General features: G+C 71.8%; 22 protein-coding genes. 11 read left to right on the plus strand and 11 right to left on the minus strand.

What is annotated here, in order from left to right; all coding sequences use genetic code 11:
- Nucleotides 1-45: 45 nt before the first annotated feature.
- The gene (locus QSK39_RS15840) at nt 46-972 is read right to left on the minus strand and encodes a LysR family transcriptional regulator (RefSeq protein ID WP_285478498.1); all 927 of its coding nucleotides are present in this window, start codon (nt 970-972) and stop codon (nt 46-48) included.
- Nucleotides 973-1,092: 120 nt separating this feature from the next.
- On the opposite strand from QSK39_RS15840, the gene QSK39_RS15845 reads away from it, so the two are divergent.
- Nucleotides 1,093-2,292 carry a Glu/Leu/Phe/Val dehydrogenase dimerization domain-containing protein gene (locus QSK39_RS15845; protein ID WP_285478499.1) on the plus strand — a complete coding sequence of 400 codons (1,200 nt, stop codon included), beginning with the start codon at nt 1,093-1,095 and terminating at the stop codon, nt 2,290-2,292.
- 48 nt (nt 2,293-2,340) lie between these two features.
- On the opposite strand, the gene pip is transcribed toward QSK39_RS15845, so the two are convergent.
- From pip to QSK39_RS15870, 5 genes are all read right to left on the minus strand, one after another.
- Nucleotides 2,341-3,288, minus strand: coding sequence for a prolyl aminopeptidase (gene pip, locus QSK39_RS15850; RefSeq protein WP_285478500.1), 948 nt, complete (start codon nt 3,286-3,288; stop codon nt 2,341-2,343).
- Between the two features lie 88 nt (nt 3,289-3,376).
- Nucleotides 3,377-4,105, minus strand: coding sequence for an ESX secretion-associated protein EspG (locus QSK39_RS15855; RefSeq protein ID WP_285479913.1), 729 nt, complete (start codon nt 4,103-4,105; stop codon nt 3,377-3,379).
- A gap of 34 nt (nt 4,106-4,139) precedes the next feature.
- Nucleotides 4,140-5,504: a WXG100 family type VII secretion target gene (locus QSK39_RS15860; protein ID WP_285478501.1), complete on the minus strand. Its 1,365-nt coding sequence runs from the start codon at nt 5,502-5,504 to the stop codon at nt 4,140-4,142.
- 3 nt (nt 5,505-5,507) lie between these two features.
- Nucleotides 5,508-6,146 (minus strand): DUF3558 domain-containing protein, encoded by a 639-nt coding sequence (locus QSK39_RS15865; protein ID WP_285478502.1) that lies wholly within the window; start codon nt 6,144-6,146, stop codon nt 5,508-5,510.
- 13 nt (nt 6,147-6,159) lie between these two features.
- Entirely contained in the window at nt 6,160-6,552 is a 393-nt protein-coding gene (locus tag QSK39_RS15870) for a hypothetical protein (protein ID WP_285478503.1), read from the minus strand.
- Nucleotides 6,553-6,738: 186 nt separating this feature from the next.
- Here QSK39_RS15870 and QSK39_RS15875 point away from each other — a divergent pair, with 186 nt between their 5' ends.
- The 6 genes from QSK39_RS15875 (at nt 6,739) to QSK39_RS15900 (ending at nt 13,682) form a co-directional block, all read left to right on the plus strand.
- The gene (locus tag QSK39_RS15875) at nt 6,739-7,320 is read left to right on the plus strand and encodes a TetR/AcrR family transcriptional regulator (RefSeq protein WP_284749347.1); all 582 of its coding nucleotides are present in this window, start codon (nt 6,739-6,741) and stop codon (nt 7,318-7,320) included.
- A 23-nt stretch (nt 7,321-7,343) separates the two neighbouring features.
- Nucleotides 7,344-7,910: a TIGR03086 family metal-binding protein gene (locus QSK39_RS15880; RefSeq protein WP_285478504.1), complete on the plus strand. Its 567-nt coding sequence runs from the start codon at nt 7,344-7,346 to the stop codon at nt 7,908-7,910.
- A 502-nt stretch (nt 7,911-8,412) separates the two neighbouring features.
- Nucleotides 8,413-9,759, plus strand: coding sequence for a hemolysin family protein (locus QSK39_RS15885; protein WP_285478505.1), 1,347 nt, complete (start codon nt 8,413-8,415; stop codon nt 9,757-9,759).
- Nucleotides 9,756-10,799, plus strand: a complete 1,044-nt coding sequence (locus QSK39_RS15890) for a hemolysin family protein (protein WP_285478506.1) — start codon at nt 9,756-9,758, stop codon at nt 10,797-10,799. Before QSK39_RS15885 ends, QSK39_RS15890 begins: the two co-directional genes overlap by 4 nt.
- Nucleotides 10,796-11,677 (plus strand): 3-methyladenine DNA glycosylase, encoded by an 882-nt coding sequence (locus tag QSK39_RS15895; RefSeq protein WP_285478507.1) that lies wholly within the window; start codon nt 10,796-10,798, stop codon nt 11,675-11,677. Before QSK39_RS15890 ends, QSK39_RS15895 begins: the two co-directional genes overlap by 4 nt.
- Before the next feature lie 649 nt (nt 11,678-12,326).
- A complete protein-coding gene (locus tag QSK39_RS15900) occupies nt 12,327-13,682 on the plus strand; it encodes a collagen-like domain-containing protein (RefSeq protein ID WP_285478508.1) in 1,356 nt (451 codons plus the stop codon).
- On the opposite strand, the gene QSK39_RS15905 is transcribed toward QSK39_RS15900, so the two are convergent.
- Both QSK39_RS15905 and QSK39_RS15910 read right to left on the minus strand, forming a co-directional pair.
- Nucleotides 13,679-14,452 carry an aldo/keto reductase gene (locus tag QSK39_RS15905; protein WP_285478509.1) on the minus strand — a complete coding sequence of 258 codons (774 nt, stop codon included), beginning with the start codon at nt 14,450-14,452 and terminating at the stop codon, nt 13,679-13,681. The genes QSK39_RS15900 and QSK39_RS15905 overlap by 4 nt on opposite strands.
- Nucleotides 14,453-14,495: 43 nt before the next feature.
- Nucleotides 14,496-15,302 (minus strand): helix-turn-helix domain-containing protein, encoded by an 807-nt coding sequence (locus QSK39_RS15910; protein WP_502873278.1) that lies wholly within the window; start codon nt 15,300-15,302, stop codon nt 14,496-14,498.
- A 160-nt stretch (nt 15,303-15,462) separates the two neighbouring features.
- Between QSK39_RS15910 and QSK39_RS15915 the strand changes: the two genes are divergently transcribed.
- Nucleotides 15,463-15,822, plus strand: coding sequence for a nuclear transport factor 2 family protein (locus tag QSK39_RS15915; RefSeq protein ID WP_285478510.1), 360 nt, complete (start codon nt 15,463-15,465; stop codon nt 15,820-15,822).
- Between the two features lie 52 nt (nt 15,823-15,874).
- Here QSK39_RS15915 and QSK39_RS15920 read toward each other — a convergent pair whose 3' ends face one another.
- On the minus strand, nt 15,875-17,029 hold the full coding sequence (locus QSK39_RS15920) for an NAD-dependent epimerase/dehydratase family protein (RefSeq protein WP_285478511.1): 1,155 nt from the start codon (nt 17,027-17,029) through the stop codon (nt 15,875-15,877).
- Nucleotides 17,030-17,167: 138 nt separating this feature from the next.
- On the opposite strand from QSK39_RS15920, the gene QSK39_RS15925 reads away from it, so the two are divergent.
- Complete coding sequence (locus QSK39_RS15925) at nt 17,168-17,665, plus strand: GtrA family protein (RefSeq protein WP_285478512.1); 498 nt, start codon at nt 17,168-17,170, stop codon at nt 17,663-17,665.
- On the opposite strand, the gene QSK39_RS15930 is transcribed toward QSK39_RS15925, so the two are convergent.
- Entirely contained in the window at nt 17,595-19,769 is a 2,175-nt protein-coding gene (locus QSK39_RS15930; RefSeq protein WP_285478513.1) for a glycosyltransferase family 2 protein, read from the minus strand. The two genes, QSK39_RS15925 and QSK39_RS15930, sit on opposite strands and share 71 nt — an antisense overlap.
- Nucleotides 19,766-20,713 (minus strand): NAD-dependent epimerase/dehydratase family protein, encoded by a 948-nt coding sequence (locus tag QSK39_RS15935; RefSeq protein ID WP_285478514.1) that lies wholly within the window; start codon nt 20,711-20,713, stop codon nt 19,766-19,768. The genes QSK39_RS15930 and QSK39_RS15935 overlap by 4 nt, the downstream gene beginning before the upstream one ends.
- A 125-nt stretch (nt 20,714-20,838) precedes the next feature.
- Between QSK39_RS15935 and QSK39_RS15940 the strand changes: the two genes are divergently transcribed.
- Both QSK39_RS15940 and QSK39_RS15945 read left to right on the plus strand, forming a co-directional pair.
- The gene (locus tag QSK39_RS15940) at nt 20,839-21,507 is read left to right on the plus strand and encodes a hypothetical protein (protein WP_285478515.1); all 669 of its coding nucleotides are present in this window, start codon (nt 20,839-20,841) and stop codon (nt 21,505-21,507) included.
- Between the two features lie 68 nt (nt 21,508-21,575).
- Nucleotides 21,576-22,301 carry a response regulator transcription factor gene (locus QSK39_RS15945; RefSeq protein ID WP_285478516.1) on the plus strand — a complete coding sequence of 242 codons (726 nt, stop codon included), beginning with the start codon at nt 21,576-21,578 and terminating at the stop codon, nt 22,299-22,301.
- Nucleotides 22,302-22,310: the final 9 nt, after the last annotated feature.

Genomic DNA, 22,310 nt, shown 5'->3' on the forward strand with positions numbered 1-22,310 from the left:
TCTTGCGCAGCGGGACCGGTTCACCACTCCGTAAGAAGTCCCGGATCAGGGCAAAGCGGATTCGGTGCCCAGCCCCAGCTCGGCCGCCGAGGCCCGGACGGCGTCGATCACCAGGTGCAGCGCCGGCCGCCGGAACGCGGTGCGCCGGTAGGCGATCGACACCGTCCGCAGCAGGGGCGTGGTGAGCGCGACGACGTCGATCCCGGGCGGCCGCAGCAGCCGCAGGCCCAGGTCGGAAACCAGGGTGACGCCGAGCCCGGCCCCCACCATCGCCATCGCCGTGGACTGCTCTTCGACCTCGTGGTTGATCTTCGGGGAGAAGCCGTGGCGCCGGCAGGCCGTGCGCATCGCCCGGCCGAAGTGCGACTTCGGGCTGGCCAGGATCCACGGGTGCTCGGCGAGGTCGTCCAGGGAGGCCGACCCCGACGGGACCGCGCCCCGCGGCACGGCGGCGTGCAGCCGCTCGACGGCGACGACCGCGCGTTCCAGCCCGGCGTCCCACGCCGTCGGCGTGTCGGAGTAGTCGATGACGAACGAAAGGTCGAGCGTGCCGTCGCGGACGGCTTCGGCGGTGTCCTCCGGCGCCAGCTCGCGGGTGCGCACCTCGATGCCGGGGTGCTCGCCGGCCAGGGCGGTCAGCGCCGTCGGGAGCAGCCCGGAGGCCACTGACGCCCACACGCCGGCCACCAGCCGGACCGTGCGGGCCTCCTGGGCCTCCTCCAGGGCGAGCGTCGCGCGCTCCACCGAGCCGAGGATCTCCTCCGCGTGCTCGGTCAGCAGCTTGCCCAGCTCGGTCAGCTGGACGCGCCGCCCGAGCCGTTCGAACAGCTTGGCTCCCACGTCCCGTTCCAGCTGCGCAAGCTGCTGCGACACCGCCGAAGCGGTGTAGTGCAGGGCCGCCGCGGCTGCGGTGACGGTGCCTCGGCGCTGCAGCTCGCGGAGCATCCTCAACCGATGCAACGAAAGCTCCATGCACCAAACCTAAACGAGATCGTGCAGCAGCGTTAAATGGACGCGAGGGCCACCCGGGGCGCACGCTCGGTGGGGCGGTCGCCGGACCGCCCCGGACTTCCCTGGAGGTGAGTGGCCCTGATGACCCCGCGCAATGCCGAGCCGCTGATGCGACTGACCTGGACCGACCCCATCACCGGCGCCAACGGCTACCTGGTCGTGCACAGCCTGGTCTCCGGCGTCGCCACCGGCGGCACCCGGATGCGGGCGGGCTGCACGATGAGCGAGGTAGAAGACCTCGCCCGGGGCATGGCCAACAAGACCGCGACCTTCAACCTGCCGGTCGGCGGGGCGAAGGGCGGCATCGACTTCGACCCGAAGGACCCGCGGGCGTTCGGCGTGCTGAAGCGGTTCTGCGCGTTCCTGCGGCCCTGGCTCGACGCGCACTGGGTGACCGCCGAGGACCTCGGCGTGCCCCAGCACCTGATCGACGAGGTGTTCGCCGAGCTCGGGCTCGAGCAGTCGTACCACGCGGCGATCGCCCGTTCGGCCGATCCGGCGCGCACCCTGCGCCGGGTGCAGGCGGGCCTCAACGCGCCGGTGCCCGGCGGGCTGCTGCTCGGCGACGTCGTCGGCGGCTACGGCGTGGCGCAGGCGTGCCTCGGCGTCGCGGCGGCGTGGGACTGGGACGTGCGCGAGACGACCGTGGCGATCCAGGGCATCGGCACCATGGGCGGCGGCGCGGCCTGGTACCTGCACGAAGCCGGGATGAAGGTGGTCGCAGTGGCCGACGCCGCGGGCACGCTGTACGACCCGGTGGGCCTCGACGTCCCGGCGCTGCTGGAGCTGCGCGACCGCTTCGGCGAGGTCGATCGCACCCGGCTGCCGGAAGGCGTGCGGTCGCTGCCGCGCGAGGCGGTCGTCGGGATCGACGCGGACATCTTCGTGCCGGCCGCGATCTCCTACGCGCTGCGGCCGGACAACGAGAACCTGGTCAAGGCGTCCGTGGTCGTCGAGGCGGCCAACGCGGCGACGACGCCGGAAGCGGAAGCCGCGCTCTCGGCCCGCGGTGTCGCGGTCGTGCCGGACTTCGTCGCCAACGCGGGCGCGGCGGCGTGGGCGTGGTGGCTGCTGCTGGGCGAGGTCGGCGCGGACCCGGCCGACTCGTTCCTGCGGCTGCGCACCGAGATGCAGGCGAAGGTCGCGCTCCTGCTGGCCGAGTGGAACATGGACCGGCTGCCGCTGCGCATCACCGGGCTGCGGCTCGCCGAGACGACCCGGGCCCAGCGTGCCGAGGCGGCGCTCGCCCCGGAAGGTGAGCCGGCACTGCTCATCCCGTGAACCGGGGGTCCGCGCGGCGCCCGTCGGGCCGGCGCCGCGCGGAATCCCTCAGCCCGCGAACCGGTCGGTGGCCCCGACCAGGACGTCCTGCATCGGCGTGTCCTGCGTGGAATGCCCGATGTTCTCCAGCAGCACCAGCTCGCTGCCCGGCCAGCCGTGGTGCAGCAGCCAGGGCGTGCCGACGATGTTGCTCGTGTCGAGCACGCCTTGCGCCAGCACCGCGGGGACGCCGGCGAGCTTGCCGAGGTTCCGCAGGATCTCGCCGTCGGGCAGGAACGCCCGGTTGCTGAAGTAGTGCGTGACTAGCCGCGCGAAGCAGAGCCGGTAGGCCGGGTCCTCGAAGCTCTTGTGCGGGGGCACGCCCGGGAGCATCGCGTCCTCCCAGGCGCACCAGTCGTCGGCCGCCTTGTGGTGGACCGCCGGGTCGGGATCCATCAGCAGCCGGTGGTAGGCGGCGGACAGGTCGCCGTCGCGGTCGTGCTCCGGCACTCCCTCGCGGAACTTCGCGAAGCCCTCCGGGAAGTACGCGCCGAGACCGCGGATGAGCATCTCGATCTCGATGAAGCGGTCGGTCGCCAGGCCCATCAGCACCAGCTCGCTGACGCGGCCGGGGTGGCGCAGCGCGTACGTCAGGCTCAGCACGCACCCCCAGGAACCGCCGAACAGCAGCCACTTCTCGACGCCCAGCCGGGTGCGCAGCAGCTCGAAGTCGGCGACCAGGTGGTCGGTGGTGTTGGCGGAGAGGTCGGCGACCGGGGCGCCGGCGTGCGGGGTGCTGCGGCCGCAGCCGCGCTGGTCGACGAGCACGACCCGGTACTTCGCCGGGTCGAAGTACCGGCGGAGGTTCGTCGAGCAGCCCGAGCCCGGGCCCCCGTGCACGACGAGCGCCGGCTTCCCGTCCGGGTTCCCGCAGGTCTCCCAGTAGATCTCGTGCCCGTCGCCGACGTCGAGCAGACCGTGCTCGTAGGGTTCGATCTCGGGGTACAGCCCAGCCATCAGCGCGTCCTTCCACCGGATACAACAGCGCTGTCACATTACCGCCGGAAGACACCCGCCGCGGCCCCTTTTTCGCCGGGGCCGCGGCTCAGACGAGGTCGACGGCCAGTTCCATGAGCGTGTCGGCCAGATCGCGCGGGCCCGCCGGGCCGATGTGGATGACGGCGTCCTCGCCCGCGCCCGAGGTGTAGCTGAGGTAGCGGCCCCAGTCCGTGTCGGCGTAGTGCAGCGGCTGCCGCAGGCAGGTGTGGCGCCCGACGTCGTCCCGGCGGCCGACGTAGAGCTCCCCGCTGCCCGAGACCGGGCGCTGCACGAGGCTGACGACGTCGGCGACCGCCGGGTCGAGCGGGTAGGCGTCCTGGCCACGGCGCGCTGCCTCGGTCAGGTCCGCCACCCGGACGCTGCGCGGGCGCCCGCCGCCCGCGCCCATCGGCGGCAGCTGCTCGACGAGCGACTCGGCGAGCCGGTTCCGGTCGATCTCCTGGACACCGACCCGCGTCCCGTCGGAGACGGCCAGGACCGCCTGCAGTCCTTTCGCGGCGGCGAGCACACCGTAGGTGCGGCCGTCGACCCCGACCCAGCCGTAGCACTCCCGCGCCGGGCTCACCAGCAGCGGGAGCCAGTCGAGGAAGTCGACGGTCGACCGGCCGCGCGCGTCGATCAGCCCGGCTTCGGCCAGGGCGGCGTCGATGCGCTTGCCGGCCTCTTCGCGCTCCTCGTCCGAGAGCCACAGCGGCTCCGGGCGCAGCGTGATGTGCAGCTGACCGACCTGCTCGCGCTCGGCCAGTGCGGCCAGCGCCTCGACCGGAACGTCCACCCGGCCTGTTGCCACGTCCACCCGTTTGCTCGCTCTACTCGCCGATGACCGGCGGGCTGGTCCGCTGGTCGGTACCGAAGATGGCGTCCGGGTCCGCCTCGATCAGGAAGTCCGGCCGCTGGTGTTCATCATCTTCCTCACCCTCGCCCCGGCGGCCCCCGGCCCCCATGGGTCCCATCTGCCCGGACCGCCCGGCGGCCGACCGCGCGGCGGCGGCCTCCGCGGCGGCGGCGTTGCCGAGACTGCCCATGCCGGAGCCACGGCCACTGCCGAGCCCGCGCTCCCCCGCGGCGCCGGACCCGGTACCGCGACCGGCGCCGCTCCCGGATTCGCTGCCGCTGCTGCTGCCGCTTCCGCTGATGGGCCGGCCGTTGGAGTCGAGCAGCCGGCTGCCGGCGTTCCCGCTGTTCGGCCCGCGACCACCGGTGCTCGAGTTGGGGTCGTTGCCGAAGGTGTTCGAGTAGTTCTGGCCGCCGCCCCCGCCGGTGTTGGTGGGGTAGAAGTCGATCCCGTCGGTGCCGATCGGCGTCTTGCCGGGGCGGTCGGTACCGGTCTGGCCGGGCCGGGTGGTCGTCGTGGTCGGACGGCCGGTGCCGGTCGTGTGGGTGGTGTCGTCGCCACCGGTGCCGCCCGTTCCCCCGGTGCCGCCCGTTCCCCCGGTGCCGCCCGTTCCGCCGGTGCTCCCGGTACCGCCGGTGCCACCCGTGCCGCCCGGCTTGTCGGGGCCACCGGTGTGCGTGGTGTCGACGCTGGTGGTCGAGGTGTGGTCGCCGCCGCCGGGGTCGCCGCCGCCGTTCTCGGGGTACCACTTGTTCTTGTCGGTGCCCTCGATGTGCCCGGGAGTCTCCGGCTTGTTCACGGAGATCGCGGCACCGTCGGATTCGAGAACCCCGTAGTCCGTCGGCAGCACTGCCCTGGTGCCGCTGGTGACGCTGCTGTACTGGTCCATGACACGGACGTTGGTCTCGTTGGCGGCGTTGTACTTGGCGATGCCCGCTTGGTAGTCGTCGATGTCGTCCTTGGCCATGAAGGGCCCGGCGATCGGGATGGCGGCCTTGAGCCCGGTGGTCCAGGGATTGGGCTTCTCGGGCTTCGGCGGGATTTCGACCACGGAGTTGCTCGAGTGGTCGAATGCGGCGGCCTGCGAATCGACCGAAGCCTTGGTGACGTCGAGGGGCGCGGCAGTCTGCGCGAAGGCCTGTTCGAGCGGACCGGCCCCGGCGTTCGCGGCGTCGGCCGCGTCCCCGCTCCACGAGCTGACCATCCGCGACTGCAGCGCCTTGATGCTCGCCCCTCGCTCCATGTAGGCGTCGGACAGCGACTGGACCGTCTCCGCCGTCTGCCGCAGGCCGGACGTATCGCCCTGCCTGAAGTTGTCGAAGATCTGCTTTCCGTCCACTCGTCATGCCCCCTTGAGTGTCTTGACGACCCCGGCCGCGACCTGGTTCGCCACGGCGCAGGAGTCGTCCTGGCCTTGGTATCCCTGCGCCTGCACGCTGAACGAGAGGTCGTCGGCGATACCGACGACCAGGGTGCAGGTGCCCATCGGGCGCTCGTCCTGGATGTCGGCGTACACGGCCGGGTAACCCTCGATGTCCGGAGCGTGCTCGAGGAACCTCACGAACTTCCCGTCGCGATACGCGGCGTACGTGCCGGCCAATCCGCCCGTGCCGTGCTCACGGTTCCCGGTGCCGAGGATGACCTGCAGGCCGATTCCCTCGCCGCTGATCTTCCACGCACAGGACGGTCCCGCCGCGGTCAACGGCGTGTCGCCGGCGGCCTGGTATTTGCCGGCGTCGGTGTACTTCAGGGACGCGAGGAGGTCGGCGGGCAGGACCCCGCAGGTGTCGGACGCGTACTTGCCGGCGTCGAGGGGCTGCTGGGTCACCTTGGGCACATCGGGATCCGAGGCGGGGGCACTCGTCGAGGCCGACGTGCTCGGCGCGGGAGACGCGGCACCCCCGGTCGTCGAGGTGCAAGCCACCGCGAGTCCCGCGGAGACGACCAGTATCGCGGCCAGGCCGCGGATTTCGCTTCGCACGAGGTTGGTTCGCCTATGCCTTGAAGGTGCCGGACATGTCCTGGTCGGTCGCCACGGTCTTCGTCTGCGCCGCCTTGAGCTTCTTGATGTACTCCTGCGCGTACTTGCGCATGGAGTCGTTCTGCCGCTGCAGAGCGGCGATCGAGTCCGCGGTCGTCGAGGCGTAGCTCCCGCTGACCGCATCACCGCCCGGCGCCAGCTTGGGCGCATACACCAGGCTCTGGATCTTGGTGCCGTCCTCGACGATCTTGTCGAGCACGTCCTCCCACTGGCCGATCACCGTGTTGAGCTCTTCGGGGTCCATCTTGAACTGGCCGCCCTTGCCGCCGCCGTACACGCGGCCCGGGGTGTTCAAGACGTCACCCCAGAGCGCCTGCGCCGCCTGACCGGCTTCGCCGATGATCACGACCCGCCCCTTCCCCTCAGTTCACCCACCGTGATGGTGCAAAGATTAGCCAACTGTCTCACGCCGTGTCAGCGAATCGCCGCAACGTTCCGACGATGGGGTCTCGGGTTCGGTTCCCGGGCACTCCGGGTCACAGTACGTACGTACGGATTGCGAGATCCCGGTCCGCGGTGCCAGGATTTCAGGATGCCACGCGTAAGCCAGGATCACCTCGACGCACGCCGGCGCCAGATCCTCGACGGCTCGCGCGTGTGCTTCGCACGTTACGGCTACGAAGGTGCCACAGTCCGGCGCCTGGAGGAAGCCACCGGGCTGTCGCGCGGGGCCATCTTCCACCACTTCCGCGACAAGGAGTCGCTCTTCCTCGCCCTCGCCGAGGACGACGCCATCCGGATGGCCGACGTCGTCGCCGAACAGGGCCTGGTCCAGGTGATGCGGGACCTCCTCGCCGGCGGTGACCACCCCGCCGACTGGCTCGGCACCCGCCTCGAGGTCTCGCGGCGGCTGCGCACCGACCCGGAATTCCGCGCCCGGTGGGCCGAACGCTCCGAGCAGCTGACCACCGCCACCCGCCTGCGCCTGCTGCGCCAGCGGGAGGCCGGGATCCTGCGCGACGACGTCGACGTGGACGTCCTCACCGCGTTCCTCGAGCTCGTCCTCGAAGGCCTGGTCTCGCACCTGGCGATGGGCCTGCCGGCCGCCGGCCTCGGGCCGGTGCTCGACCTCGTCGAGGAAACCGTGCGGCGGCACCGGCCGGGCACCGCCTGATCCTTCGTGGTCAAATGGCCCGCGTGGATCTCCTCGAGGCGCACGGCCACGCGTTGCGGGCCTTCGGCGGCGCGGTGCACGCGGCCGGCGAAGCCGATTGGGGCCGCCGCACGCCGTGTACCGAGTGGACCGTCCGCGACCTGGTGAACCACCTCGTCGCCGAGCAGCTCTGGGCACCTTCCCTGCTGGCCGGCGCCACTTTGGACGACGTGGGCGACCGCTTCGACGGCGATGTCCTCGGCACCGACCCGGTGTCCGCCTGGGATTCGGCCGCGGAAGCCGCCCGCGAAGCCTTCCTCGACGACGGCGTGCTGGAACGCGCGGTGCACGTGTCGACGGGGCTGCTGCCCGCCCGCGAGTACGGCTGGCAGATGACGATCGACGCGGCCGTCCACGCGTGGGACCTCGCGACGGCGCTGGGACTCCCCAGCCCGGTGACCGACGATCTGGCCGAGCGCCTGCTCGACGTCGTCCGGCCGTGGGTGGACGAGTGGCAGGGGCTGGGCATCTTCGACCCACCGGTCCCGGTCCCCCGCGGCGCGGGCCCCGCCGCGCGGCTCGTGGGCCTGCTCGGGCGCGCACCCCGCTGAATCAGCCAACTCGCTGAGGCTCCACACCACCGGGCGCACGCGACCCCCGGGCCGAACGAGCGGCTCGATACCGAACCGCCGACCTCGAGCAGGCCCCGCCGCGCGCCTCATGGGCCTGCTCGGGCGCGCACCCCCCTGAACCACCCGACTCGCTGAGTCTCCACACCGCCGGGCGCACGCACAGCCCGTCACCCCCGGATCGAGCGAGCGGCTCGGCACCGAACGGCCGACCTGGCGCGGGCCCCGCCGCGCGGCTCGTGGGCCTGCTCGGGCGCGCACCGCGGTGAATCACCCGCCGAGGTGAGCGCGCCGACACACCGATATCCGCGCGGGCCGGGGTGCGGACACGTTAAACTCGTCCGCATATTCGCAGTACACGCCCCTTCACTGCTAGGAGTGACCGTTTCGTGCGCGCAGCGCAGTCACCTGGTGACAGTACCGAGCCGGGTGACCGACCCGGCTGTCCGATAGGTTCATCCCCCGCCGTCCGGGCGGGTGCGGAATGATGCAGATCCTCTTCGCCGTGCTCGGCGTCCTCCTCTTCGTGCTGCTGACCGTCGGCACCGGGCTCGCGGTCGCCGCCGAGTTCTCGCTGACCGCGCTCGAGCGCAGCACCGTGGACGCCAACGTCCGCCAAGTCGGCGACCGGCGCGCCCTGACCGTCCAAAAAGCCCACCGGACGCTGTCCTTCCAGCTCTCCGGCGCCCAGGTCGCGATCACGCTCACCACGCTGATCACCGGGTACCTGGCCGAGCCGCTCATCGGCGAGCTCGTCCGGCCGCTGCTCACCGGCGTCGGGCTCCCCGAGGGGTTCGCGGCCGGGGCGTCGATCGTGCTCGCCCTGATCATCGCCACCTCGCTGTCGATGATCCTCGGCGAAATGGTGCCGAAGAACCTCGCCATCGCCCGGCCGCTGCCGACCGCGCGCGCCGTCGCCGGCTACCACTCGCGGTTCTCCGCGCTGTTCCGCTGGCTCATCACGATCATGAACAACAGCGCGAACTTCCTCGTGCGCAAGTTCGGCGTCGAACCCCAGGAGGAGCTGCGGTCCGCGCGCTCGCCGCAGGAGCTGGGCTCGATCGTGCGCTCCAGCGCCGAAAGCGGCACGCTCGACACGTCGACCGCGGAACTGCTGGACCGCTCGCTGCGGTTCGGCGAGCGCACCGCGGAGGAGCTCATGACCCCGCGGGTGCAGCTCGAATCGCTCGCGATCGACGACACCATCGAGGACCTCATCGACATCTCGCGCCGCACCGGCTTTTCGCGGTTCCCGGTGCACGCAGAGGACCTCGACGACGTCCGCGGCGCCGTGCACGTCAAGCAGGCCTTCGCGGTGCCCGCCACCGACCGCGCCGCCGTGCCGATCGGCTCGGTCATGCGGCCGGTGCCGACCGTGCCCGAGTCGCTGCCCGGCGACGACCTGCTCAACCGGCTGCGCGACTCCCGCTTCCAGCTGGCGATCGTCGTCGACGAGTACGGCGGCACGGCCGGGCTGGTGACGCTGGAGGACGTCGTCGAGGAGATCATCGGCGACGTCCGCGACGAGCACGACGACCGCGAAGCGCCGGCGTCCCAGCAGGTCGGCACCGACAGCTGGCTGGTGTCCGGGCAGCTGCGCGCCGACGAGGTCACCGACGTCACCGGCTTCCGGATGCCGGACGGCGACTACGAGACCATCGCCGGGCTGATCCTCGAACGGCTGGGCAAGATCCCCGCCGAGGGTGACGCCGCCGAGGTCGACGGCTGGCGGCTCACCGTCACCACGATGGACAAGCGCCGCGTCGCCGAGGTCGAAGTGGCCCCGGTGCGGACCCCCGCCGAAGCCCCCGAAGCCGAGGTGGTCTCGTGAGCGACTGGCTGAACATCGCCCTCGTGGTGCTCCTGCTGCTGCTCAACGCCTTCTTCGTCGGCGCCGAGTTCACGCTGATCTCCTCGCGGCGGGACAGGCTCGAAGCGCTGCTGGAACAGGGCAAGACGCGCGCGAAGATCGTGATCAACGCGAGCAAGCACGTGTCGCTGATGCTGGCGGGCGCGCAGCTGGGCATCACCATCTGCTCGCTGCTGCTCGGCCGCCTCGGCGAGCCCGCGATCGCGCACCGGCTCTCGGCGTTCTTCGACCTGCTGGGCCTGCCCGAGACGCTGCTGCACGCGGTCTCGTTCGCCATCGCGCTGGCGTTCATCACCGTGCTGCACGTCCTGATCGGCGAGATGGTGCCGAAGAACCTCGCGATCGCCGAGCCCGAGCGGCTCGCGCTGTGGCTGGTGCCGGTGCACGTCGGGTGGGTCAAGCTCGCCAACCCGTTCATCTGGCTGCTGAACTTCGTCGCGAACTCGCTGCTGCGCGCGGTGAAGGTCGAGCCGAAGGACGAGCTGGAGACGGCGTACACGTCCGACGAGCTGGCCGAGCTGCTCAGCGAGTCGCGGCGCGAAGGCCTGATCGACCAGTCCGAGCACCGGCGGCTCACCCAGACGCTGTCGTCGGTGCAGAAGACGGTGGCCGACGTGCTGGTGCCGACGGCCGAGCTGACGACCCTGCCCTGCGGGCCGACGGTCGGCGACGTCGAGCGGGCGGTGTCGTCCACCGGCTTCTCGCGGTTCCCGGTGTGCACCGACGACGGGCGGCTGACCGGCTACATCCACGTGAAGGACGTCCTCGACCTGGCCGGGCAGGACCCGGCGACGATCGTGCCGACGGCGAAGACGCGCGCGCTCACCGAGCTGCGGGCCGACGCCCGCCTCGACGTCGCGCTGTCGGCCATGCGCAAGGAAGGCAGCCACCTGGCGCGGGCGCTCGACGTCGACGGGAAGGCCGTCGGGGTCGTCGCGCTGGAGGATCTCGTCGAGGAGTACGTGGGCACCGTGCGCGACGGAACCCACGTGGGCGCATGACCGCCGTCGACGTGCTCGCCGAACCGGACTGGCTGGCCCGGGAGGCGGCGCACGTCGAGCGGATGCGGCGGTGGACGGTCCCGCACCAGGAGCGGCGCTCGCGCGGCGAGAAGCACCCGGTGCTGGACTTCCTGTTCACCTACTACTCGTTCCGGCCGTCGCACCTGCAGCGGTGGCAGCCCGGGCCCGGCGTCGCGCTCGCCGGGCCCGCGGCGCGGCGTTTCCTGGATCGCAAGGGCTACCTCGAGACCCCCGATGGGGTGACACTCGATCCGGTGGCGTTCACGGAAGGCAAGAGGCGGACCGCGGAGTTCGTCCTCGGCCTGCTGACCGCGACGGCGTCGCGCGCGCCGCGGCTGAGCTGCTTCGGGCTGCACGAGTGGGCGATGGTCTACCGCGAGCCGGCGGACTCGGTGCGGCACAACCAGGTCCCGCTCCGGCTCGGCTCGGCGGGCACCGACGAGGTCGTCGAGTCCCTGGACATCCGGTGCGGGCACTTCGACGCGTTCCGGTTCTTCACCGCCGACGCCCGGCCGCGCAACGAGCTGACGCCGTCGCGGGAGACGCAGGTCGCACTCGAGCAGCCGGGGTGCCTGCACGCGAACATGGACCTGTTCAAATGGGCGTACAAGCTCGATCCGTTCGTGCCGGCGGAGCTGGTGGCGGACGGGTTCGAGCTGGCCGTCGAGATCCGGACGCTGGACATGCGGGCGAGCCCGTACGACCTGGCCGGGCTCGGCTATCCGCCGGTGCGGATCGAGACGGCCGAGGGACGCGCCGAATACGCCAGGGCCCAGGCCGGTTTCGCCCGGCGGGCGGCGCCGGTGCGTGCTCGCCTGATCGCGCACTGCCATCGCCTGGTCAGCGCAGCACCCTGAGTACGCGCCACTGTGAGTCAGATTATTCTCTCACTGATACTCACCTGTTAGGGTGATAACGGTTTCATTGCATCGCAGCGCGTACTTGACATGCGCCGACGCCGAAAGGACGACCATGGGGCGACACGCCCGGGACGACGAGCCCGTGCCGCACCCTCAGGACCGTGCCGGGGCGCCGGGCGGACGCCGCCCGGACGAGCCGCGCGCCACGGGCCGCGGCGAGGCGTCCGGCGCGTACCCGGTCGCGGGCACCCCGAAGCGCAGCTCCATCTCGGACGCTTTCGGGATCGCCGGTCGTGGTGCCGCGCGCGGTGATTCGTCGGGCTACTTCGTCTCCGGTGGCGGCGAGCCCACCGCTGCCCGCCGCGGCGAGGCTTCCGGTTCGTACCCGGTGACCGGGCGTGGCGAGGCTTCGGGTTCTTACCCTGTCCAGGGTCGCGGTGAAGCTCCTGCCGGCCGCCGTGGTGAGGCTTCTGGTTCTTATCCCGTCGCGAGTCGCGGTGAAGCTCCCGCAGGCCGCCGCGGTGAAGTGTCTGGCTCCTACCCTGTCGTCGGCCACGGTGAGGCTCCCGCAGGCCGCCGCGGGGAAACCACCGGCTCCCACCCCGCCGCCAGTCGCGGTAAGACTCCCGCCGACCGCCGTGGCGAGGTGTCCGGCTCATACCCTGTCGTCGGCCATGGTGAGGCTCCCGCCGGCCGTCGCGGTGAAGCTTCCGGTTCCTATCCTGTTGCCGAGCGCGGCGAATCCTCCCGCGCCACTCGCCGTGGCGAGGCTTCCGACTCCCACCCCGCCCCCAGCCGCAGTGAAGCTCCCGCCGGCCGCCGTGGCGAGGTTTCTGGCTCCTACCCTGCCGCCGGCCGCGGTGAGGCTCCCGCAGGCCGCCGGGGCGAAACCACCGGCTCTCACCCCACCGCCGAACGCGGCGAATCGTCTCGCGCTGCCCGCCGGGGCGAAACCACCGGCTCCCACCCCGTCGCCGAATCGTCCCGCGCCGCTCGCCGCGGCGAAGCCACCGGCGCCAACCCCGTTGCCGGCCGCAGTGACGCCACCGGTGCCCACCCGGCCCGCCGGGGCGAAGGCGGCCGCCGCCGGGGGAAAGCCGCGCCCGCTGAGTCGGCCGCCGAGCGGACCGAGGTCATCACCCGGCACGGTGAGACCTCCGGCGACTACCCGATCACCGCCCGGACCGCCGCCAAGAGCGAAGACACCGGCTCCCACCGCACCCTCGACCGCGAAGAAACCACCGAAGGCACCGCGCGCCGCGGCCGCCGGCGCCGTGAAGCCGCCGAGGACGAGACTCCCGGCCGGCTTCGCTCGCCCGGCCGCACCGATGCCACCGCTCCCTCGGGCAAGAGCGAGAACACCGGCTCGCACCGCACCCTCGGCAAGGGCGAGGCCACCGGGTCGCACCGGATCGTCGGCAAGAAGGCGCCGCGGCGCCGGATCGCCACCTGGCCGATCGCCTGCGCCGTGCTCGCCGCCCTGATCGGGCTCGGCGTCATCGGCTGGAACTGGGCCGACAGCGAGCTCAACAGCCGCGCCGAGGCGCAGGCCGCCAGCTGTTCCGGCGGCACCTCCCACATGCGGATCCTCGTCACGCCGAGCGTGCAGAAACCCCTCACCGCCGCGGCCGACCGCTGGAACCAGGCCGCCACCGTCGTCCACGGGCAGTGCGTGCACGTGATGATCGAGGCCAAGCCCTCCGCGCAAGTGCTCGACGCGCTGGTCGGCCGGACCAACCTCGACGCGATCGGCGGGCTCCCGGCCGCCTGGCTGCCGGAGTCGTCGTACTGGGTCAGCGAGCTCACCACCAAGAAGCCCGAGCTGATCGGCTCGCCCGCGCAGTCGGTGGCGAACGCGCGGTCGGCGGACTACCCGTTCATCGGGCTCACCGGCCAGGGCATCGACGACACCGTGCTCCGCGCCGCCCAGACCTTCCGCGAGTACCTCGAACAGCCGGCTCAGCAGGCCGACTTCGCCGCCGCCGGGATCAAGTCGACCTAGACGCGCGTGCCGTTGTCGAGCTCGGCCACCACGGCGAGGTCGTCGTCGGCCAGCTCGAAGTCGAAGATCCCGAAGTTCTCGCGCGTCCGGGTCGTCGTGGCCGAAGCCGCCACGGCGACCGTGCCCTCCTGCAGGTGCCACCGCAGCACGATCTGGGCGGGCGTCTTGCCGTACTTCGCCGCGAGCGCGGTGACCGTCTCGTCGGCCAGCAGGCCGGCGTTGGCGGCCGGGCTCGACGCCGCGGTCACGATGCCGCGCTCGGCGTGGAACTCGCGCAGCGGGAGCTGCTGCAGCCACGGGTGCAGCTCGATCTGGTTGAGCACCGGGACCGCGCCGGTGGCGTCGATCAGCCGGCGCAGCTCCGCGACGCCGAACCCGGCGACCCCGACCGCGCGGACGCGGCCGTCGGCACGCAGGCGGCTCAGGGCGCGCCAGGTGTCGGTGAACGCGCCTTTCGTGCCGTCCAGCAGGCACAGGTCGGCTTGCTCGAGCTGGAGCGCGGCCAGTGCCTGGTCGGCGGCGCGGCGGGCGACGTCGTAGCCCTGCGCGGGCACCTTGACGCTGACGAACAGCTCTTCGCGGGGCACTCCGGCGAGCGCGTCGCCCACCGCGGCCTCGGTCCCCGGCGCCGTGTCGAAGCCCCGGTAGCCGATGTCGAGGGCGATGCGGACGGCGCGGCCGGTTTCGGCGGCGGTCAGGCCCGCGACGCCGAACACCAGCTGGGGGATGCGGACTCCGTCGGACAGGGCGAGCGAAGGCGGGACGGCCATCTGCCGGTGATCCTCACGTCGGATGCTGCGCGGGTGCGTCCCATCATTCCACCGACGCCGCCCGCTCGCGCAGGTATGCGGCCGTCGCCGGGTCGGCCGGGAAGAACGACTCGATGACCAGTTCCGCGACCGTGACGTCCAGCGGTGTGCCGAAGGTGGCCACCGTGCTGAAGAACGTCAGGTCGGTGCCTTCGTGGCGGAACTTGAGCGGCACGAAGATGTCACCCGGTCCAGGGACCTCCACCTCGGGCACGGGCTGGTCGCAGGGGTAGCCGCGCAGCTCGTCCAGGAGATCGGCCAGCCCGGGGTCCGCGGTCTGGCCCACCTGGCGCCGCAGCCGGCCGAGCAGGTGGGCGCGCCACTCCCCCAGGTTCCGGACGTGCGGGGCCATGCCGTCGGGGTGCAGGGTCGCGCGCAGGACGTTGGTGGTCAGCTCGGGCGGGATCCCGGCGACGAACAAGCCGGTGGCGGCGTTGGCGTCGACGAGGTTCCAGCCCCGGTCGACGACGGCGGCGGGGTAGGGCTCGTGGCTCGCGAGCAGCTGCCGGACGGCCTGGCGGACGGCGGACATCTCCGGGTCCCCCAGCGCGCTTTCGGTGTAGGCGGGCGCGAACCCGGCGGCGAGCAGCAGCCGGTTGCGCTCGCGCAGCGGCACGTCGAGGTGTTCGCCGAGGCGCAGCACCATGTCCCGGCTCGGCCGGGAGCGTCCGGTTTCCACGAAGCTGAGGTGGCGGGTGGAGATGTCCGCCGAGATCGCCAGGTCGAGCTGGCTGATCCGGCGCCGGTCCCGCCATTCCCGCAGCAGCTCCCCGACGGGCCGCTGCCGCGTCGCCTGCACCGTAGTCGTCACGCGAGCGACGCTACGGCGATCACGGGGTCGCTGCCATTACTTCCGGGGTAATGCGCGGGCATTACCCCGCGCGTAATCGACGGGCCGCGGCGCGTCCGCCACAGTCGGTCCCAGCACCGGACGACGACAACCCGTTGTCCCCCAACGAAAGGAACCCGCCATGACCGACGTCCGCGGCATCGTCGAGCAGTACATCGCCGTCTGGAACGAGACCGACGGCGACAAGCGCCGGGCCCTCATCGGTGACCTCTTCACCGAGGGCGCCGGCTACACCGATCCGCTCGGCGCCGTCACCGGGCACGACGGGATCGACCAGTTCGTCGGCGGGGCGCAGCAGCAGTTCGCCGGGCTGACCTTCAGCCTGCCCGCCGAGCCCGACGCGCACCACGACCTCGCCCGGTTCCAGTGGTACCTCGGCACGCCCGGGGCCGAGCCGGTCGCCATCGGGTTCGACGTCGTCGAGCTCGAAGGCGGGAAGATCGCCCAGGTGCACGGCTTCCTGGACAAGATCCCGGGCTGAAACAGGAGCGTGCGGGCTCCCGGGCAGGGGAGCCCGCACGCCCTCCGCACCGCTAGCCCTTCAGCGCGCCCCGCCAGCGCACCGTCGGGCGCAGCTTCTCGGGGTTCACCCGGTGCTTGTTGGCGCCCACGATGTCGAACATCGACTCGATCAGCGTGTCCGAGAGCAGGTGCGGCTCGAGCCCCAGCCCGACCAGCCCCGTGTGCTGCACGTTGTAGTAGTGCTCCGGCGCCTCGGTGCGCGGGTTCTCCAGCTGCTCGATCTGCACCGGCCCGGGGAACCGCTCGGCGACGAGGTCGGCGATCGCGGCCACGGACATGCTCTCGGTCATCTGGTTGAAGACGCGGAACTCCCCCGCCTCGGCCGGGTTCTCCACGGCGAGCCGGATGCATTCGACGGTGTCGCGGATGTCGATCAGGCCACGCGTCTGGGCGCCCTGGCCGTACACGGTCAGCGGCTGGCCCAGCACCGCCTGGATGACGAACCGGTTCAGCACCGTGCCGAACACGGCGTCGTAGTCGAAGCGGGTCGCCAGCCGCGGGTCGAGTGCCGTCTGCGGCGTCTGCTGGCCGTACACGATGCCCTGGTTGAGATCCGTCGCGCGCAGCCCCCACGCGCGGCACGTGAATTCGATGTTGTGCGAATCGTGCACCTTGGTCAGGTGGTAGAAAGACCCGGGCCGCTTCGGGAACAGCACCCGGTCCTTGCGCCCCTTGTGTTCGAGGTCCAGCCAGCCTTCTTCGATGTCGACGTTAGGCGTGCCGTATTCGCCCATCGTGCCCAGTTTGACCAGGTGGATCGCCGGGTCGATCTCGGCGATCGCGTACAGGAGATTCAGGTTGCCGATCACGTTGTTGTGCTGGGTGTACACCGCGTGCTCGCGGTCGATCATCGAGTACGGCGCGGACCGCTGCTCGGCGTAGTGGACGATCGCGTCGGGCCGGAAGTCGCGCAGCGCCTCGAACAGGAACTCCGCGTCCAGCAGGTCACCCTCGTAGCTGCCGATCGCCGCCCCGGAGACCTCGTGCCACGCGGCGATCCGGTCGGCGAGCGATTCGATCGGGACGAGGCTTTCGACGCCCAGTTCGGCGTCGTACCCGCGCCGGGCGAAATTGTCGAGAACGGCTACCTCGTGGCCTTTGTCCGATAAGTGCAGCGCGGTCGGCCAGCCCAGATATCCGTCACCGCCGAGAACCAGCACACGCATTGTGCCGCCTTTCCTGCTCGTTTACGCCCCCCGACGTTATCGATCACCTGCTGATGAGGACCTGGCAATGAGCTGTGAATCTCCTATGCGTAGGGGACCCGGACGGCGGCGCGACGGGCCCGCGGGGAGGATGGGGGCATGACGACCGTAACCAACGGCGTGCGGCCCCGCACGACGGAGAAGACCCGCCGCCGCGGCTGGGCCCGGCTGGCGCGTGCCGCGGCGACGTCGGTCGCGGCCACGGTCGTCAGCCAGGTGGTGCTGCTGGCGGTGCTCGCGACCGGCGGCGCCGCCGCGTGGGCGAGCACGCTGGCCTGGGCGGCCGGCGCGGTGCTGAACTTCGTCGTCACCCGCCGCTGGGTGTGGGGCCGGACCGGGCGCCCGCGCGTGCGTCGCGAACTGCTGCCCTACCTGGTCGTGATCGGCCTCGGCGGCCTCGCGTCCATCGGCCTGACGACGCTGGCCGGCTCGCTGCTGACGCCGCTGAACCTGCCGCACTTCTGGTGGGTCGTGCTCGTCGACGGCGCATACGTGGCCAGCTACGCGCTGGTGTTCGTCGTCAAGTTCACCCTGCTCGACCGGCTCGTGTTCGGCCGCGGCGCAGCACGTACCCCCGCCACCACGTCCCCGTCATGACCCGGGCGTAGTTGGCGCCGTAGACGAGGCTGCCGCCCTTCTTGCTCTTGCCCGCCTTGCGCAGCCGCATGCTCATCGGCAGCTCGACGACGCGGGCACCGCGCGCGGTCACCCCGAGCATCAGCTCCGACGACTGGTACTGCGGCTCGTTGAGCGGCACCGCGCACGCCAGGTCCGCCCGCATCGCGCGGAAGCCGAACGACGTGTCGGTGATCCGCCGGGCCGTCAGCACCGACGCCAGCACGGCGAACACGCGCACGCCCAGCCACCGGACGCGGCTGTCGGCCTCTTCGTGCCCCAGCCGACGCGAGCCGGTGACGAAGTCCGCGGTGCCGTCGACGACCGGGCCGACCAGGGCTTCGAGCTCGCTGTTGTCGTACTGGCCGTCGGCGTCGGTCGTCACGACGTACTCCGCGCCGGCCTCCGCCGCGAGGTGGTAGCCCAGGCGCAGCGCCGCCCCCTGGCCGCGATTGCGGGGCGCGACGCAGACGTACGCGCCGTGCTCCTCGGCGATCGTCGCCGTGTCGTCGGTGCCGCCGTCGACCACGACGAGCACGTCGACCCGCATGCCGAGGCACTCGTCCGGCATCTTCTCCAGGACTTCGCCGATGCCGCCTGCCTCGTTGTAGGCCGCGATGACGACCGTCAGCGGGGCCAGTTCGAGGTCCGGGCGACGGCCGCGGAAGTCGTCGAGGGCGCCCTGGTCGACGTCGTCGGGGAACGCGGTGAGGCGTTTCCGGCTGGCCGACGTCAGCGTCGTGAAGCCCAGCGCGCCGGCCAGCGGCAGCAGCACGAGGGCGGGGATCTGGTAGCGCCAGGAGAACTGGAACACCGCCGAGGCGAAGAGCAGGATCAGCCCGCTCGACGCCGCGAGCAGCGCGCCCGCCCGGGCCCGGTCCAGGGGCTTCCTGCGGCGGAACACCGTGAGCAGGCCCAGGATCGCGCCGATGCCGAGCACCGCGCCCGGGACGTAGCCACCGCCGAGCTGGTAGTCGCGCAGGATCTTCGCCAGGGGCTGGTCGACACTCGCGTTGACGCCGTCGTTCTGCTGCGTGACCAGGTCGATCAGCGACTGGTCGGCCCACTGCGGGTAGGTGAGCTGGAACTGCCACCGGTCCAGCGGCACGTCGGTCGGGTCCTGCTCGCGGGTCCAGGCGAAGCTCTTGGCGAAGTCGTCCAGGATGGCTTCCGCGACGTCGCCGGGCTGTTCCTTGAGCACGTCGATCGCGAACTCGTGCGCCAGCGCGGCCTTGTCCGCGCCCGGCGGCAGCGGGCCCGGCCAGTTCGGGTCGAGGTCGGCGTGGGTGTAGTTGTCCACCAGCCGGGTCTCGCGCGGCTCGGTCGGGCAGAAGACCTGCAGCGTCGGGTCGAGGTGGAGGTTCGCGCAGTCGGCGACCGCGGCGGTGCGGCCGTAGAGCATGTTCCCGGACGGCCCGGTCAGCCCCCACTTGCCCGTCTCCGAGTGCACCCGCGCCGAATAGGGCACGAGCACGACGAGCAGGCCCAGCAGGCCGACGCCCGCCCGGCGCCAGCCCGCCCAATGCCGCCACGCTCCCCCGGCGACGACCAGGCAGACCAGCACCGGCAGGGCCAGGGAGATGCCGATCAGCCGCGTCAGCACGGCGAACCCGACCAGCAGGCCGGCGGCACCCGCGCGCTTCCAGCCCGGTTCGCCCCGGCCCACCAGCAGCCAGAGGAGCCCGAGCAGCACCGCCTCGAAGACGACCTCCGACATGATGTTCTGCTCGATCTGCAGCTGGTAGGCGTCGAGCAGGACGGGCACGGCGGCGAGCGCGGCGACCCACGGCCGGCCGCCGAGGCGCAGCACCAGGGCGTACAGGCCGATCGCGATCAGGATCCCGCCCGCGTGCTGCACCGCCGTGACCCAGGCCAGCCCGCCGACCGCCAGCAGCGGGCGCAGCACGAGGTCGTAGCCGATCGGGTCGAGCTGGTCGGCGCGCAGCGCGTGCAGGTTGTCGATGTAGCGGAACGAATCGATGTACAGCAGCGCCGGCCGGTAGGCCAGCCAGGTCAGCACCCGGAGGACGATCGCCGGGACGAGGAGCAGGAGCAGCAGCCAGTGCCGCCGGAAGAACCCACTCACGGTGTCGCGTTTGGACGGTCGAGGCCGGAGAAGTACTTCCACGCCGTCGCGAGGCCGTCGGTCAGCGAGACGGACGGCGCGTAGCCGATCGTCTCCGCGCTGGCCGAGACATCGACGACGACCGCGGGCATCTCCCCCGCCGGCGCTTCGATGTGCTCGACCGGCAGCTCGGCGCCGGTCACCTCGCGCACGGCCTCGACCATCTCCAGCACGGAGACCGAACGCCCGGCGCCGACGATCGCGCGGCCGGTGTGGCCGCTGTCGAGGGCCGAGAGGATCGCGCGGACGACGTCGTCGACGTGCACGAGGTCGCGGCGCTGGCGGCCGTCGCCGTAGATCTTGACCCCGGTGCCGGTCAGCGCGGCTCGCATCATGCGCGGCACGAAACTGTCCTTGTGGGACATTCCCGGGCCGTAGACGTTGGTGAACCGCAACGCACACGTCGTCATGCCGTACGCGCCGGCGTAGCCCGAGAGCAGCATTTCGCACGCGGCTTTGGTGGCGCCGTAGGGCGTCAGCGGCCGCAGCGGCAGGTCGGGCGTGATCGTCGCGGTGCCGACGTTGCCGATCACCGCGTTGGTCGAGGCGAGCAGGAACTTCGGCACCTCGCGGCGGCGCGCGAGCTCCAGGAGCTCCTGGGTCACCAGGACGTTGTCGGCGAAGGTGTCCTCGGGCAGCTCGACCGACTTCAGCACCGACGTCAGCGCGGCGAGGTGCACGATCCCGGCGGTCTCCGGCCTCACGGCTTCTTCGCGGACGGCGGCGTCACGGAGGTCGCCGGTCACCACGCGGACGTCGTCGCCGTCGTCCGGGAACGGGACCCGGTCCACGACGGTGACCGGGACACCCCGGTCGCGGAGGGCGCGCACGACGGCCCGGCCGATGAAGCCGCTGCCGCCGGTCACGACCACGGACGTCCGATCAGGACCGTGCGCACTCGCCATGGCGTCAACCTACCTCCCGTTCCTGTGCGGGCCCGGCCCGGCGTACGCACTAGTGCGTATGGCCGCCGCGGGGTCGTGGTTGGTGTTCTTGAGGGGTCAGAAAGCACTGGGGAGGAAGGCTCACCATGAAACGACTCTTCACCGTTCCGGCACTGCTGCTGGCCTCGCTCGCCGGGGTCCTCACCGTGTCGGCCGCGCCGGCCCAGGCGGCCACGACCGACGTCGGGGTCATCCCGGCGAGCCGGTCGTGCCCGGCCGGGACCGAGGCGATCGTCATCCGGATGGACGACGAGGACTCCGGCAACGCGAACTCGCGCGGCGGGTTCATCGGGGCGGTCAGCAGCACGAGCAACACGGAGATGTTCTTCTGCCGGGTCGACGGCGCCGCGTTCCGCGGGGTCACACAGTCCGGTTCGTTCCGGCCGTACGCCGTGCTGAAGCTCGGCGCGAACTGCCCGAACGGCTCGCAGGAGTTCTCGCGCCGGTTCGACAACGAGGACGACAGCAACAACAACTCGTTCTCGGGCAACATCTTCCCGAACGTGAGCGACAGCAACACGCTGCTGCGGTTCTGCCTGTTCGCGCCCGGGGTGGCCACGACGACGGCGTTCCCGAACGTCGGCTTCGGCTACCTGGTGTTCTCGGGAGTGGACTCGTCGGGCTTCTTCCACACCGATGACGAGGACGACAGCAACAACAACCAGTACAGCGCACCGGCCGGGATCAGCAGCATCGCGCAGTCGATGGTGAGCGCCGGGGCGAACACCACGCTGAACGTCCGGATCGCCCGGTAACGTCCGGTTCGTATCTCCCTCGGCTTCTCCGGGTCTTTCTTGACCGGAGGAGCCGAGGGGGATCCGGAGTGAGCAGTGAACTGACCGCGCGGTGCGTGCACCGCGCTCTCGAAGTGGTGCGGGAGCTGAAGGCGGGGCCGGGCGAGGGGCTGGCGGAGCTGGGCCGCCTGGTCGGCTGCGACGTCGTCTCGTGCACGAGCACCGAGCACACGACCCGCCGGCTGACCGGCACGGTGACCGACCGGCCGGAGCAGAACCTGCTCCGCCATCCGGAGTTCCGGGCGCACGCGCACCAGCACCCGGGGTTCGCGGCCTACCGCACGGGTGCGCTGCGGCTGGGCGCGGCGGCCGCGTTGAGCGACCTCGCCGACCAGCGGACGCTGCGCGGGCTGCCGTTGTACACGGATTTCTACCGCCCGCGCGGGACGGTCGACCAGCTGCTGTGCGTGGTCCAGGTCGACGACCGCCACGGCCGCGTGCTGACGCTCAGCCGGTCCCGGCCCGGGTTCTCGGCGCGCGACCACGAGCTGGTCGAGCTGCTGGCACCGCACCTGGCCCAGGCGTTCGCCAGGGAAGAGCGGCCGGCGATCCGGCCGGCCGCGGTGACGGCGCCCGAGCTGACGGCCCGCGAGCAGGAGGTGGCCCATCTGGTGAGCCGGGCGGCAACGGACCGCGCCATCGCCCGGCGGCTGGGGGTCAGCCCGCGGACGGTGCAGAAGCACCTGCAGCAGATCTACCGCAAGCTCGGGTTGGCGAGCCGGACGGAGCTGATGGTCCACCTCCACGACCGCTAGGCGGCTGGG

Origin of the sequence: Amycolatopsis sp. NBRC 101858, from assembly GCF_030269325.1 — a bacterium.
In the GTDB taxonomy this organism is placed as follows: Bacteria; Actinomycetota; Actinomycetes; order Mycobacteriales; family Pseudonocardiaceae; genus Amycolatopsis; species Amycolatopsis ponsaeliensis.

Coding starts and splice junctions, on each gene's coding strand:
- QSK39_RS15840 (WP_285478498.1), bottom strand. CDS start 972: ATGGAGCTTTCGTTGCATCGGTTGAGGATGCTCCGCGAGCTGCAGCGC.
- QSK39_RS15845 (WP_285478499.1), top strand. CDS start 1,093: ATGACCCCGCGCAATGCCGAGCCGCTGATGCGACTGACCTGGACCGAC.
- pip (WP_285478500.1), bottom strand. CDS start 3,288: ATGGCTGGGCTGTACCCCGAGATCGAACCCTACGAGCACGGTCTGCTC.
- QSK39_RS15875 (WP_284749347.1), top strand. CDS start 6,739: ATGCCACGCGTAAGCCAGGATCACCTCGACGCACGCCGGCGCCAGATC.
- QSK39_RS15885 (WP_285478505.1), top strand. CDS start 8,413: ATGATGCAGATCCTCTTCGCCGTGCTCGGCGTCCTCCTCTTCGTGCTG.
- QSK39_RS15895 (WP_285478507.1), top strand. CDS start 10,796: ATGACCGCCGTCGACGTGCTCGCCGAACCGGACTGGCTGGCCCGGGAG.
- QSK39_RS15905 (WP_285478509.1), bottom strand. CDS start 14,452: ATGGCCGTCCCGCCTTCGCTCGCCCTGTCCGACGGAGTCCGCATCCCC.
- QSK39_RS15915 (WP_285478510.1), top strand. CDS start 15,463: ATGACCGACGTCCGCGGCATCGTCGAGCAGTACATCGCCGTCTGGAAC.
- QSK39_RS15920 (WP_285478511.1), bottom strand. CDS start 17,029: ATGCGTGTGCTGGTTCTCGGCGGTGACGGATATCTGGGCTGGCCGACC.
- QSK39_RS15925 (WP_285478512.1), top strand. CDS start 17,168: ATGACGACCGTAACCAACGGCGTGCGGCCCCGCACGACGGAGAAGACC.
- QSK39_RS15935 (WP_285478514.1), bottom strand. CDS start 20,713: ATGGCGAGTGCGCACGGTCCTGATCGGACGTCCGTGGTCGTGACCGGC.
- QSK39_RS15940 (WP_285478515.1), top strand. CDS start 20,839: ATGAAACGACTCTTCACCGTTCCGGCACTGCTGCTGGCCTCGCTCGCC.